Here is a 14651-nt window from a genome sequence, read left to right on the forward strand (position 1 = left end):
CATTTCGTAGAAAACGCATACCGGAATTGGTACAGGAATCACAAAGAACAATGAAAAAAACAATATGAACCATTTAATAAGCAATATTGAAAATTTGAACGTATGAAACGAAAGTTAATCCTGTTTTTATCCCTCTTTCTGTTGGGAATAGGGATGATGATGGCTCAAGTGTCCGTTAAAGGTATAGTCGTCGACGAGAATGGCGAGCCGGTTCCGGGTGCGAGCATTCAATTGAAAAGTAATAAAGGATATGGTACGGCGACCGATCCGGACGGGAAGTTTACGCTTTCGGTACCGGAAGGGGCTACTTTAATCATATCCTATATCGGTATGGTCACACAAGAGGTAAGTGCAACTCCTGACATGCGGATTGTACTCAGATCAGAGAGTCAGCAACTCGAGGAAGTGGTAGTAACAGGAATGGTGGCTACCGACAAACGTCTTTTTACGGGAGCGACCGATAAGCTATCGGCCGACAAGGTCAAATTAGACGGTATGGCCGATATCAGTCGCGGTCTCGAAGGCCGTTCGGCCGGTGTATCGGTGCAAAACGTATCGGGAACGTTCGGTACGGCACCTAAGATACGCGTACGTGGAGCGACGTCCATTTACGGAAGTTCCAAGCCGTTGTGGGTGGTCGATGGCATCATACAGGAGAACATTGTCGATCTGGGTGCCGATGATTTGTCGTCGGGTAATGCCATTACCCTGATCAGTTCGGCCATTGCCGGTCTGAACCCCGACGATATCGAGAGTTTTCAGATATTGAAAGACGGTTCGGCCACATCGATTTATGGTGCCAAAGCGATGGCGGGCGTTATCGTCATCACGACGAAAAAAGGTCGTGCGGGCTCAAGCAGTTTCGCCTATACCGGCGAGTTCACGACACGCCTTAAACCGATGTACAACACGTTCAATATTATGAATTCGCAGGATCAAATGGGGATCTACCAAGAGTTGCAGCAGAAAGGTTGGCTCAATTACGCGACGATCTACCGTGCGGCCAACAGCGGCGTATACGGCAAAATGTATGAACTGACCCATCACTACAACCCGTTGACGCAGCAGTTCGGGCTGGCGAACACACCCGAAGCGCGTGCTGCTTATCTGCGCGAAGCGGAGTTTCGCAACACGGACTGGTTCGATGAATTATTCAGCCACTCGATCATGATGAATCATTCGATCAGCATGTCGACCGGCACTGAGAAATCACAGTCGTACATATCCCTCAGCTTGATGAACGATCCGGGCTGGATGAAAGCCAACGAAGTGCAACGCTATACGGCCAATCTCAATAACACGTACAACTTGTCGAGGCAGTTTTCATTCACTTCGATCGCCAATGCGTCATACCGTAAGCAGGAAGCTCCCGGCACACTCGGCCAAAGCAACGACGCCGTGACGGGGCAAGTGTCACGTTCGTTCGACATCAATCCGTATTCTTATTCATTGAACACGTCGCGTACGCTCGATTCCAAAACGTATTATAAACGCAACTATGCTCCCTTCAATATCTTCAACGAGCTGGAGAACAATACGCTTTCGCTGGATATCGTCAATCTGAAATTTCAGGGTGAACTGAAATGGAAACACCAGTCCGGATTGCAATTGAGCGTGCTCGGTGCGCTGAAATATTCGTCTGTTTCACAAGCACACAAAGTACGTGACCTTTCCAATCAGGCATTGGCATACCGGGCTATGGACGATGCAACGATTATTCAATCCAACGACTGGCTGTATAAAGACCCCGATCGGCCGAACACCCTTCCCAACACGATTCTCCCCGTCGGCGGTTTTTACAACAAAACAGAGTATAAGATGCTCAGTTACGACTTTCGCCTGGCCGCTACTTATAATCATGTATTTCGTGATATTCATATCCTCAACACCTACGCAGGGATGGAAATCAATTCGCAGTCACGCACCAGCGACTGGTTCGACGGTTGGGGCATGCAGTATGAGAATGGCGAGCTTCCGTTCTTCGATTATCTGGCATTCAAGTCTATGCGCGAACGCAACACGAACTATTACGGACTGGACAACCGCATCAACCGTCAAGTCGCCTTTTTTACGACAGCGACCTACTCGTATAAGGGGAAATATACGTTGACCGGCACGCTGCGTTACGAAGGTACGAATCGGCTGGGAAAAGCTCGTTCGGCACGCTGGTTGCCTACATGGAACCTTGCCGGTGCATGGAATGTACATGAGGAGGACTTTTTCAAACAAACGGAGCCGGTCCTTTCGCACTTGACGATGAAAGCCTCGTACAGTCTGACGGCCGACGCCGGCCCGTCATGGGTCACGAACTCGCGCGTCGTTATCGGAAGTTATAACCCATGGCGGCCGTCGGCCGGAGTAACGGAGTCCGGTCTGCGTCTTTACGACCTCGAGAACTCAGCCCTTACGTATGAGAAAAAACATGAACTGAACCTGGGTGTGGATATGGGGTTCCTGAACAACCGCATCAATGTGTCGGCCGACTGGTATCGCCGCAACAATTTCGATTTGATCGGTTATATCACGACCCAAGGTGCCGGCGGGCAGGTAACCCGCATGGGGAACGTGGCCGCCATGAAATCGCACGGTTTCGAGTTCACCATCTCCACGCGCAACATACAACGTCGCGATTTTCAATGGACGACCGACTTTATTTTCGGGATGAATAAAACCGAAGTGACCGATCTGAAGACGCGCAGTTTCTTGTTCTCCCTGATTTCGGGCAACGGGTTTACGCAGCCGGGCTATCCGCATCGCGGGCTTTTCTCCATTCCATTCACCGGATTGGACGAGCACGGACTTCCCACGTTCGAAATCACGGACGAAGAAGGCAAGACAATAAAAATAGACAAAAGCAATTACGGCTCGATCGATTTTCAGGAACGCGAACATCTGAAGTTCCTCAAGTACGAAGGCCCCACGGACCCGATCTTCCATGGAAGTTTAGGCAATACGTTTACATATAAGAACTGGAGTCTGAACGTGTTTGTCACCTATTCGGCCGGCAATGTCGTACGTCTTGACCCGATATTCAGTTCACGATACAATGATTTAGACGCTACTCCGAAAGATTTCAAGAATCGATGGGTGGTTCCGGGCGATGAAAAACATACCGATGTACCGGTTATCTCTTCCCGCCGCGAACACCAACTGTACTCGAATCTGAACAAGGGCTACAATGCCTATAATTATTCATCCGCCCGTATTGCCGACGGCGGTTTTGTCCGGATGAAAGAAATCTCGCTGATGTATACGCTACCCGGCAAACTGCTTGCTGGCCAACTGTTGAAATCGGCATCCATCAAAATGCAGGGCACCAATCTGTTTCTGATCTATGCCGATAAGAAGCTCAACGGGCAGGATCCCGAGTTTTTCCGTTCAGGTGGTGTTTCGGCCCCCGTACCGAAGCAGTTCACGTGTACGCTTCGTTTAGGATTTTAATTACCCATTAAACAATTGATTGATATGATAAAGAAAATAATCTATCGCACCGGCATTTCTTTTGCAGCGCTTTTATGGTTGGCTGCCTGCGACACGTTTCTCGACGAAATGCCCGACAAAAGGACCGAAATAAACACTAATGCCAAAGTCGGCGAATTGCTCGTATCGGCCTATCCGACCGTCGATCCGATGATGATCTACGAGCACCGTACCGACAATGCAATGGATAACGGAAAGCAATACGGCACACCGGATCAGACCCTCGTCGAAAATTATCATTGGGACGATATCAGCGACACGAGTTGGGACGGCCCCGAAATGCTGTGGAACAGTTGCTATTCGGCCATTGCCGCCGCCAATCAGGCATTGGAAGCGATTGAGAAGATTGGCGAAAGCAGCGAGAACCTTCCGTTCAAAGGCGAGGCGTTGCTCTGTCGTGCCTATGCACATTTTCTCTTAGTCAACACGTTCTGTCAGCCTTACAACGCTTCGTCCGCCGGAAACGACTTGGGTATTCCCTACGTGGAAAAGCCGGAAACAGTTGTCGGAACAACCTACGAACGCGGAACCGTTCAGACGGTTTATGAGAAACTGGCTGCCGACATCGAAGCCGGTTATCCGCTTATCAACGACCACGCGTATAAAGTACCGCACTACCATTTCAACAAAAAGGCCGCATCGGCTTTTGCTACGCGTTTTTATTTATTCTACGGCAAATACGATCTGGCGCTCCGGTATGCCGACATGACGATCGAAACCGATCCTTCGGCCAATTTGCGTAATCTGAGATACTACCAGTCGTTGACCTCCATCTCCGAATGGCGCGACCGCTTTATCAGCAAAGATGAACCGGCCAACATCATGCTCGTGGCCTTGCGGTCACGGTGGGGAAGGACCTACAGAAGTCAGCGTTACGGCGTTTCTACCCCGATCACTTCGTTACTCACCTACCGCTCATCGGGCCCGTGGGGGAACAACGCATTGCCGGATATGGGTTACCTGTGGAGTGGATCGGGAAGTCCGATCGCGTATCAGCCCAAGTACAATGAAATTTTCGAGATCACCAACCAGACCGCGCGAACGGGACAGCCGCATGTAGTACAGATGGCTTTTACTGTCGACGAAACGCTGATGTGCCGTGCCGAAGCCAACATCATGCTGAAAAACTATGACGCTGCGGCACAGGATTTGTCGTACTGGTATGTGAGGAAAGGAGGGAAAGCGGCTACCGCAGAGCAGATCGTTGCCTATTACAACGCACGGGCTACATCCGAGCAGGCGGCTCTGGCCAAGGGCGAATTAAGCCCGTGGCTCGTGATGGTCAAACCGTTTCATGCAGTCTTTGCCATCGAAGCCGGTACGCAGGAACGCATGTTGCAGGGGGTGTTGCACGCGCGCCGCATCGAAACGATGTATAGCGGATTGCGTTGGTTGGATATTCGCCGCTATGGCATCGAAGTCATTCACAACGTCGACGAGGGCACACCGATGACATTGGCTCACGATGACCTGCGGCGTGTCATACAAATACCGAAGGCGGTCTTATCGGCCGGATTGCCTCCTAATCCGAGATAACGAATCGAATCAATAACAATTCAAATAAAAACAAGATGATGAACAAAATAATATGGATGTTGCTCGGAGGCCTTCTGACGGCAGGGATACTGTCATCGTGCAGCGAAGACGGGCCTGATACTTCCAACAGTATTTTCCATACTACGAGCGAAGCAAAAAACGAATTCGACCAATGGCTGCAAAAAAATTATGTGGATGCCTACAATATCGATTACAAATACCGGATCGACGATATTGAACTGGACTACTCCAAAAACCTGACACCTGCCGAACTGAAAAAGAGCATGCAGTTGGCTAAAATCATTCAGCATGTCTGGTTGGAAGCGTATGTCGAAGTAGCCGGTATTGATTTTATGCGTAAACACGCGCCTGGTATCCTGCTCGTGCTCGGCTCGGCATCGTGGAACGAAGAAGGAACGATTACCCTCGGTACAGCCGAAGGCGGGCTGAAGATTACGCTTTACATGGTGAACTGGCTCAATCCGACGAATGTAGCGGATATGAACCGTTATTTCTTCAAAACGATGCACCACGAGTTCACGCATATCTTACAGCAAGATATTCACTACCCGCAGGAATACAACCTGATCAGCGCTTCGGATTACCGCCCTTCGGGATGGAACAACCGCAAGGCAATCAAAGACTATGCTACGCTCGGATTCATTACATCGTATGCCGGACATTCGGCGGTAGAAGATATTACGGAGCTGACTTGCTGTTATGTAACGTTTACCGACGATCAATGGAACGCCGTTTTCGAGGCCGCCGGTCCCGAAGGACGGGCTAAACTGAACCGGAAGGTGTCCATCATGAAGCAGTACATGAAGACCGTCTGGAAAATCGATATGGATGTATTGAAGCAGGTCGTACGCCGACGAATGAACGAGGTGAAGCAGATGAGTCTGCTGGAGCCGTCGTGGATACCGCTGATTTCTCAGCATACGCCGGCAATCGGCCATGCGGCTTTACAGCAGCTGCAAAACGAATTACGTTTGCAATGGAACGACGCGCTGAAAAATATCGAAGCGCACCCTCATCGCTGTCATGTACACGACGCGAATCTGATCAATATCTTACAACTTAATAACGATAACGAATAAAACGATATGAAAAAAATCGTATGGCTATTATTTCTGACGGGGCTTGTTGGATGGACCTCATGCAAACAGGAGGTGGAAGACTTTTTCGACCAATCGGCATCGGAACGCATCGAAAGCGAGATTATCAAATACCGTGAACTGCTTTTAAAGCCCCGACACGGTTGGATCATGGAGTATTATCCCGGGGGGAGCAATCAGTTGTATGGCGGATACGCCCTGACCGTAACGTTTTCGAAAGACGGTTACGCTACGTTCCGCTCCGTCTTGTCGGACGATGTAAGCACTACATCGAACGGACTTTATTCCCTTCGCAAAGACGTAGGGCCTACCCTCAATTTCGATACATACAACGATTTGTTTCACTATTTCTCGGATGTCGATTTGGGGCATGGCGGAGGAGTGGGAAAAGGCATGCTGGGTGATTATGAATTTATGCTGGTGTCGGGCAGCGATACCGAAATACGGATGTATGGTAAGAAGCATGGTTCGATAATCCGTATGTATCCGCTTACGGAACCGGCTGTCGACTATCTGCGGAAAGCCCGGAGCATGCGTGACTCTTACGTGATGATACCCGCTACGAGCATCCCTAACGGCACGTTTGGCGGGCAGCCTGTTCAGGTGGATATGCTCCATCCGCAGCATTTCCTGCTCACACAGGGAAAAGCTCAAGCAAAGCTCTCGTTCATGTTTACCGATAAAGGAGCGAAACTCTACCAGCCTGTTACGCTGAACGGCGTGACGGTAGAAACGCTTCATTGGGATGCGCAGGCACGCGTCTTCACCGGTTCCGACGGAAAAGCCAGTTTTCCGCTCGTGGCCAAACCGTTTGGCTTAAGGCTCGATCAATTGCTGGGCGATTACGTATTCAGTTATCTGCCCGGCGGCAATGTGACGGTACCCAAGACAGTCGATGTAAAAATCTCACAAAGTGCCAATGGAAGAATCCTGATGACCGGACTACCCTTCAACGTCCGACTGACGTATAACACTAAATGGGGAGCACTTGAACTGAAACCTCAGCAGCTGCGGTCGAACCCCAACGTAAGCCTGGCGATATGGGAAGTGGGAAGCTATCTGAATGCAAGCGGCGATATGGGATTGCTCACCTTATGGAACGGCAAGCATGACCCTTTCGAACTGACATTCGTAGAAAATGACTTCGAATGGTTCGCCGGTGGAAAGCAGGTACATCCCAACGCATTTATTATTTGGAACAGCTCGACCAATCCGGGTAGTGTATACACCGGATTCGGAGACGCCCGCTACATGAAACCGAAACTGACCAGAAAAAAACAGGAGGAATAAACAGATGAAACGATACAGATTATGGTTATATATATGGATACCGCTCGCGATCGGATGGGGAGCGTGTTCCGATAACGAGTCGGCCATGGAAGAGCCGCCATTTAAAGTGACGAAGACAACGGCGAATTTCGATTACAACGGTGGAAACGGTACGATCGAATTAAGCAGCGAAGGTATACAGGCACAGGCCGCAGATGCTTGGCTTCAAGTAAGTGTACAAGGACGAAACGTTAACCTTACCGCACAAGCCAACGAGAGTTATGAAAGTCGTACTACCGTCGTGACGATGACGAAAGACGGTCATACCGAAAAAGTGCCGGTCACGCAGATGGGCATTATCTCGATTACGGAAGTTACTTCGTACGATTTCCCCAGAACGGGAGGAAGCAAAGGCTTTCTGTGGAAAACCGACCAGCCCTACGAAATATCGGGAGTCGATGCCTCCTGGCTTTCGTATCGAATCGTCGGCGACTCGCTCGTCTTTACCGCTAAAGCATTGGGACTGTACGACGACACACGTTCGAGCAAGGTGAAAATCAAAGCCGGACAGTATTACGAAACGACGGTGACGCTTCGTCAGGTAGCCCCTTATTTTGCCTACGAATGGGCTTTAGGCGATTATACGATGGAATACCGGACAGCCAAGGACAGTGTCGTCCTCAAGCTCGATGTCTCGCTGGTGCAGAAAGCCAAAAACAAAACGTACACGCTCAAAGGACTCGATTTCAACCTTACCGTGCTCTATGTCGATACGGCAGGCATTGCCATCAAGTCTCAACGGCTTACCACCACCGGCGATGAAATCTGGCTCGCCGCGTGGCAGGGTGGTTACGGAGGAAACGGGTTCTGGCCGAACACCAAGTTCGGCGTGATCAGCCGGTGGAACAAAGACAAACGAAACATCGAGTTCACCCTGGTGGCCGACGGTACGACCGACGAACAATGGAAAGACAAGCAAGGCCAACCGGTTAAACCCGGAGCCTTTGTTCTTCGCAATACGACGAAGAATTCCGTGTATTCGCCGGCAAAAGCCGCCCACCTGGTCGATATGAAACTCATCAAGAAGCATTGAGCACGGAAAGAAGCGTGCTTCTTCGAAACGTAACGAAAAGAGGGTGTGTCAAAACGCAATGTTGGGGCACACCCTCTTCCAATTGAAAAATGTGCGTCTTTTGCGATAACCCCGATTTTGTCGAGCCGCTTCACCTCGAACCGTTAAAAGAACAAAAAACGGGAACGCTTCGGGCAATCGCCCGAACGTTAAAACAACATGCGGGAGCTTTTCAGAACACTCAAACCGTTAAAAGAACAAAAAACGGGAACGCCTTTCACAGCTCTCGGAACGTTAAAACAAAATGCGGGAGGCTTTTCACAACACTTGGAATGTTAAAACAAAGTGCGGGAGCTTTTTCACAACGCTTGGAACGTTAAAACAACATGCGGGAGGCTTTTCACGGTTCTTAATTCGTTCAAACATGATGCGGCGGCCTTTTCAGCGTGGTTCGATATGCTGCAAAAAACAACGGGCATTGGCCCGAAGGGGGCGGAATCCGGGTTTAATTCATCTTCGGATGCTCCATCAGCTCATCAAACAGCTTGATGAGTTTCTTGTATTGCACAGGATTAGATTTCTTGTATTTCGATACGGTTTTTACTGCAATTTGAGTAAATTCAATCTTATACAGGCTCATAGCGCTTCCAGGAATCGATTAAGTTCCTCCTTTGTAGTGATTGATTTTCTTCTTCTTCTTTAATATCGTGTGAAATTGTTAACAAGGTGTAATTTTCTCGCCTTGCTGAAAATAACAATTTTCTATTGGATGCGGGAAATAAAAAAAGTTTTTCTAATCAATCTCCTAAATGTGAGAAAAACACATAGAGAAGTGTTGGGATATGTGATGATTTTATATTTGTATGCGGGCTGTGTGTCTGTTTTCCAAATTAGGAACACAAGAAGCTCAAGCGTTTCATATATCAATAGCATCTATTTAAATTCTGGTTATGATAAAAGTAAAAACAACGCTTGCCTCCCTCTTTTTCTTCTTTTTATCCGTGCCTGTTGGGGCGCAGATGCAGACCGGCTTGTTGGTGGGAGGCGGCTCGGGAAGTTTCAGTTACGGCGGTATCAAGGCAAGATATGAGAATATGACCCTTAGAGACGTCGATTACAAACTGAACGGATTCGTAGGTTATCGTTTTCGTTTGCATCCGTTTACTTCGTGTAAGGCATTTGTCGATCTGGATGCTTCCGTCGGAGTAAAATCATGGGATTACCTGTATCGCCCGATTCTAAAGCCGCAACCGTCCGACAACCCGCAGGTCGGTGGAATCTATATCCTGTCATCATCTGCCTATGCTTTCTTCGCTTCATTGGGAGGTACGGTCAATTATCCTGTTTACAAAGGATTGAGTGTGGGGTTGGGCGTGGAACCGACCTATTATTTCGTAAGTTACGAAAAGAATGATATGAAGCGTCCGCTCGATGTGCCGTTCGTCGGGAAGATTGCGTATAACTTCAAATTCATGGAGTTGGGGATCAGTTATAAACATGGTTTGATGAATGTGGTCGAGACGAAAGACTTTGCTTCCGGAAGATTCCGTGACTGGCAGGTGTCCGTATGGATTCCGTTCTAAATTATCCCACCGATTCATCGCATCAAATACATATAATGAGAGAGTATCTTTTTCTTGGTCTGCTTGGCCTGTTTGTGAGCGCTTGTTCCGTCAACTACGATATACCGCCGTCGTCGGTGACGGAGGCGGAGCGTATCATTGTGAACAGCTATCTGAATCCGTCGGACTCGATCCGGGTGAGACTGCACAAATTAACCCATTCGGAGAAGGGGTATGCCATACACGCCTTGACGGGAGCGCATATCGTTTTAAAAGAAAACGACGCGGTGCTGTTCGATGGTGTCTGTACGGACTCCGTGTTGCTGTTGCCCAAGCATCCGCAGGCAGGGGCGACCTATTCGATCGAAGTGACTTATTCCGGTCTGCCGGAAGCTCGGGCGCGCACCCGTGTGCCGTCTTCAATCCGCTGTACGGCTGCCTATTCACCCGACGGCTACCGGAATCTTATTCGCTTGACCTCTTTCGATATCGCCCGGTGCGAAAACGAAAATCTTTGGATCACCGCCTACCGGCAACGGCAGGATACGGTCGTCGATCAATATCCCGATCTATATGCGAATAACGGATTGATCGACATGGTGAACAGGCAGGTCGGTACGAGGATGATCAACGAACAAGTCGGCGCGATGTATCACATCGGTTTTTTGCGAATCAAGCATAAGAATCTGGCGTCTCTGACCGAGCTTGTTTTTGCTCCGGTCTATGCGTCGAGCGGAAGGGATACCGTCCGAAGGCCTGAACCGGACAAAATACGGGTCAAGTTGATCACGGCGACTCCCGAATACGACCGATATAATAAAACGCTGTATGAACAAAAAACGATGATCATTACGGAGGATGATATTTCATCGGTTTTTTACAAGCCTCAGCCCGTATCCGGCAATGTGCAACAGGGACTCGGTATATTCGCGGGCATAAACGAAGAAAATTACGTATTTCAGTTACCTGAAAGAGAAAGGATATGGCCATGAAAAGAGTCGGTTTGTTTTTTCTGTCCGGTTTAGTGGCAGGGGCTGTCTCGGCACAGGAGCCCTCCGTTCCGGCCGACAGTACGGCTGCATCAGAAATCAGAAGGCAAATATTGCTCGATGAGGTGGTCGTGGAAGCTCGAAGCAGGAACATCGACAGTCGCGGATTAGGCAATATGCGAATCAATACGAATCTCTTGAAAGTATCTCCGCTGTTTCTCGGTGAGCGCGACGTGATCAAGACGCTGCAATTCCTACCCGGTGTCTCGGCGGGTATGGAGGGCTCTTCCCAACTGAATATTCGCGGAGGGACGAACGATCAGACGCTCTACCTGACAGACGATGTGCCGATCTATAATCAGAATCATACGTTCGGCCTCTTTTCCATCTTCAATGCGGATGCCATCCGTACGGCGGACATCTATAAGGGAGGTATTCCGGCACATTATGGTGATAAGTTGTCGGGGGTCGTTTCGGTCGATGCGAAAGAAGGAGACTTCGGAAAGTACCGGCATTCGGTATCGTTGGGACTTCTTGCCGGTACGGTAGCCTCCGAAGGCCCTATCGTCAAAGATCGATTGAGTTATCTGATTGCGGGCCGGCGTTCTTTTCTCGATTTGCTGTTTAACGGTTTGATGTCGGTAATCAATGAGCGTCAGGCAGGCTATCCGACGGTTTCTTTTGCCGACCTGAATGGTAAGCTTACCTGGAAACTCAACGACAACCATCGATTGTCGTGGCTCTTTTATTACGGTTACGATGATATGGGAGGGATCAATAGGGAGCATAAAAAGTATTCGGAAGAGAAATATTGGGAGAAATTCGGCTACGGCTGGAAAACGCTCACTACGTCGCTTCGTCATCAGGCACGGATCAAACAAGGTCTGTCCTTATCAGGCCACGCTTATTACACCGGACTGAGCAACTTCAACTATTATAAGAACAAACAAGAGTCTACTGAGTCGAAACAGGCGATGAAAAACGAACATGCTTCGCGTATGAACGAGTTGGGAGCAAGATTCTTGTTAAAGCATGAGATCGCTGATCGTCACACGCTTTATTACGGATGGGAAGGGGCTTATCAACGATATATGCCGGATTACGTATATAAATCGCTCAACAAACACAAGTCTGTATATCATAACGATCATCTGACACTTTTCAAGACATCGGCCTACGTGTACGATGAGTTCAAATACCGGAAATGGCTGTTCAGTATGGGGCTTCGTGCTTCGTTGTATCGTAGCGGGACGATCAGCCGGTTCGCTTGGGAGCCGAGGTTGAAAGTAAACACCTTTATCGGCGAGAAGCACAAACTGATGCTGGCTTACGACCGGATGTATCAGCCCGTACATACGATTAATGAGATCGATTATAATGCCAAAACGGATTACTGGGTGCCATTCCGCGAAAACATCTTGCCGCAATCCGACCAGATATCCGCCGGCTGGAAACATTATACGAACGAGTATCTGACCCTGTCGGTCGAGGCTTACTACAAGCGAATGCGGCATCTGCTGCTGATCAGAAATCTGGAATATTATCTGGACTCTCATTCGGATTATACACAAGGAAAAGGCTCTTCAATGGGGATAGAGTGTATGGCGGAATATGGCCGAGGGGCCTTTACCGGGTGGGTGTCGTATACGTTGTCACGGTCGAGACGCACATTCGGAGGCCGTTCGTATCCGTTTAAATATGACGCGCCTCACGACTTATCGGCATTCGCCGGATACGTGGTACGCCAAAAACCGACCAACACCCATACGCTCTCTCTGCAAATGCAGTTTAAAAGCGGATATCCGTATTACGTTCCCGAAGTATCTTATCCGGGCATGGGCTTACCTACGCTTCCGAACGGATACATCGAAACGAGTGGGGATCTTTTGGAAGTTCATCATGTCCCTCACTACCCGAATATCCGGCTGAAAAATTATTTCAGGGCAGACATCAATTATACGGTCGAAAGAAAATTGAAACACGGTGGGCTGACGTGGCAGTTTTCGCTACTGAACGTAACGAACCGCGCCAATCCGTATGCCGTCTATAAAAAAGACGGGAGGTATAAGGCTTTCGTACTGATTCCTATCCTCCCGTCCATATCGGTCAAAAGAAGTTTTTGAACTTCCGGGCGCTTCTTACGTTTTGCGTTTTTTACTTGTCAATGGATTGTTGGCTTAACAGTTTGTCGAGCAGCGGTCTGATTTGCTCCGAGCTGGGTGCGGGGGCTCTGTACATTCGTAATTTTCCGTCGGGGTTGTAGAGCAGGAAATGAGGGATGGAAGTTACGTTGAGCTGCTCGGCAAACGCCGATTCGCCGCCGAAAAGCTGATGACCGTGCATCTGCAACGCTTCGAGCGTACTCTTCCAAGTGCTGCTTTTCTTATCGAGCGAGATGCTGACAAACGCAATGTTTTTGCCTTCGTATGCTTTCTCCAATTTTTGGAGGAACGATATTTCTTTTCGGCAGGGGATACACCACGAAGCCCACAAATCGATATATACGTAGTGTCCTTTAAACTGTTCGAGTGTAACGGTCTCTCCCTGCACATTCTTTAATGCTGCATCGGGAAAAGACGCCCCCAAGGCAGTGTATTTCAGGTAGCCGAATCGTGTGCATAGCCGATCACGTTGCTCCTCCGACGAGAGATTTGCGGCTAATTTCCTGAAAAAAGCTTTGTCTTGCTCATACGTTTCACTCATCTTATAGCTGAGAATATAGGCTTCCATCATGGATTCGATGGTTTTATCGACCATCGTACGGTTGGATACGCTTTTTTTCAGTCGTTCGATATTCTGCTCTATCTGTGGAAGTATTAGCCGTGCGTTGGGAAGGAATCCGTTGGCCGTATTCAGAAACTTTCGTAAATGCGAGACGGATGATGGGAAGAGCATCGCCTTTTCGTGATCAAAGAAGTCAGATACATCGAAAGGTAGAGCATAATACGTTTCCGGAACATTCATTTTTACCTTATTTGCTTGTTCATTTATCAGTGGGAGCTGATAGAGCAAAGAAAGATAACGTTCATAGGCCTGAACTTTCGCAAATTCGATGACTTCGGGATCATGGCCTTCATACTTCTTTAAGTTTTCGAGAGAATAGCTTTCCCATTGTTTTAAAATGGTTTGGCATGATTCGACATCTTTTGGCGGATTTTCCCATGCCGTGCGGCTGAGCCGATAAAAGTGCAGGTCGTTTTCGATAAGCAGTTTGTTTTCCCTGTCTGTCATGTGTTCGGTCTCAGGGGCGAACGTATGCTCGTCCGTTTCGCTGTAACGAATTTCGAACGTATGACCCGGTCGCATGTAGCAGATATGCCGGCTGATGTATTTATTTCCTTGCTCGCCCACCTGCGTAATCAGGTAGAAGAAGCCCGATTGCTTCAGTTCGAACTCGTTAGCGAATGTCATGGTTTCGCTCACCTCGATGGTTGGAGCCAGAGGCGCATCCGTTGTACCCTGTGACTGCATCTCTACCAGCTGAATCGTAACGGGATGCTTTTCCTTCAACGTAATGAGGCCTTTTATACCGGCCGTATTTTGTGCATGGCCCGCCGCCCCCCAGAGGGCGGCAAGAGCCAGGATGATCCACGGTTTCCGTATTATCTTTATTAAAAACATATTT

General features: G+C 48.8%; 10 protein-coding genes. 8 read left to right on the forward strand and 2 right to left on the reverse strand.

Going from position 1 to position 14651, the window contains the following annotated elements; genetic code table 11:
- The first annotated feature begins 102 nt into the window (after positions 1-102).
- From Q4A89_RS03390 to Q4A89_RS03410, 5 genes are read left to right on the forward strand one after another with little or no spacing between them, the layout of a single operon-like run.
- Positions 103-3441: a SusC/RagA family TonB-linked outer membrane protein gene (locus tag Q4A89_RS03390; protein ID WP_303183776.1), complete on the forward strand. Its 3339-nt coding sequence runs from the start codon at positions 103-105 to the stop codon at positions 3439-3441.
- A gap of 24 nt (positions 3442-3465) precedes the next feature.
- Positions 3466-5016, forward strand: a complete 1551-nt coding sequence (locus tag Q4A89_RS03395) for a RagB/SusD family nutrient uptake outer membrane protein (RefSeq protein ID WP_303183778.1) — start codon at positions 3466-3468, stop codon at positions 5014-5016.
- 35 nt (positions 5017-5051) lie between these two features.
- Positions 5052-6116, forward strand: a complete 1065-nt coding sequence (locus Q4A89_RS03400; protein ID WP_303183780.1) for a putative zinc-binding metallopeptidase — start codon at positions 5052-5054, stop codon at positions 6114-6116.
- A 6-nt stretch (positions 6117-6122) separates the two neighbouring features.
- Positions 6123-7424, forward strand: coding sequence for a DUF4302 domain-containing protein (locus Q4A89_RS03405; protein WP_303183782.1), 1302 nt, complete (start codon positions 6123-6125; stop codon positions 7422-7424).
- Between the two features lie 4 nt (positions 7425-7428).
- Complete coding sequence (locus Q4A89_RS03410; protein ID WP_303183784.1) at positions 7429-8496, forward strand: BACON domain-containing carbohydrate-binding protein; 1068 nt, start codon at positions 7429-7431, stop codon at positions 8494-8496.
- 484 nt (positions 8497-8980) lie between these two features.
- Here Q4A89_RS03410 and Q4A89_RS03415 read toward each other — a convergent pair whose 3' ends face one another.
- Positions 8981-9115, reverse strand: a complete 135-nt coding sequence (locus Q4A89_RS03415; RefSeq protein WP_303183786.1) for a hypothetical protein — start codon at positions 9113-9115, stop codon at positions 8981-8983.
- 310 nt (positions 9116-9425) lie between these two features.
- Between Q4A89_RS03415 and Q4A89_RS03420 the strand changes: the two genes are divergently transcribed.
- Genes Q4A89_RS03420 through Q4A89_RS03430 form a run of 3 tightly spaced genes read left to right on the forward strand, consistent with a single transcriptional unit; the run spans position 9426 to position 13149 of the window.
- Positions 9426-10058, forward strand: a complete 633-nt coding sequence (locus Q4A89_RS03420) for a hypothetical protein (RefSeq protein WP_303183787.1) — start codon at positions 9426-9428, stop codon at positions 10056-10058.
- 35 nt (positions 10059-10093) lie between these two features.
- A complete protein-coding gene (locus Q4A89_RS03425; protein ID WP_303183788.1) occupies positions 10094-11029 on the forward strand; it encodes a DUF4249 family protein in 936 nt (311 codons plus the stop codon).
- Positions 11020-13149, forward strand: a complete 2130-nt coding sequence (locus Q4A89_RS03430) for a TonB-dependent siderophore receptor (RefSeq protein WP_303183789.1) — start codon at positions 11020-11022, stop codon at positions 13147-13149. Before Q4A89_RS03425 ends, Q4A89_RS03430 begins: the two co-directional genes overlap by 10 nt.
- A gap of 31 nt (positions 13150-13180) precedes the next feature.
- Here Q4A89_RS03430 and Q4A89_RS03435 read toward each other — a convergent pair whose 3' ends face one another.
- Positions 13181-14647: a TlpA disulfide reductase family protein gene (locus Q4A89_RS03435; RefSeq protein ID WP_303183791.1), complete on the reverse strand. Its 1467-nt coding sequence runs from the start codon at positions 14645-14647 to the stop codon at positions 13181-13183.
- Positions 14648-14651: the final 4 nt, after the last annotated feature.

The organism is Tannerella sp., from assembly GCF_030528505.1.
In the GTDB taxonomy this organism is placed as follows: domain Bacteria; phylum Bacteroidota; class Bacteroidia; order Bacteroidales; family Tannerellaceae; genus Tannerella.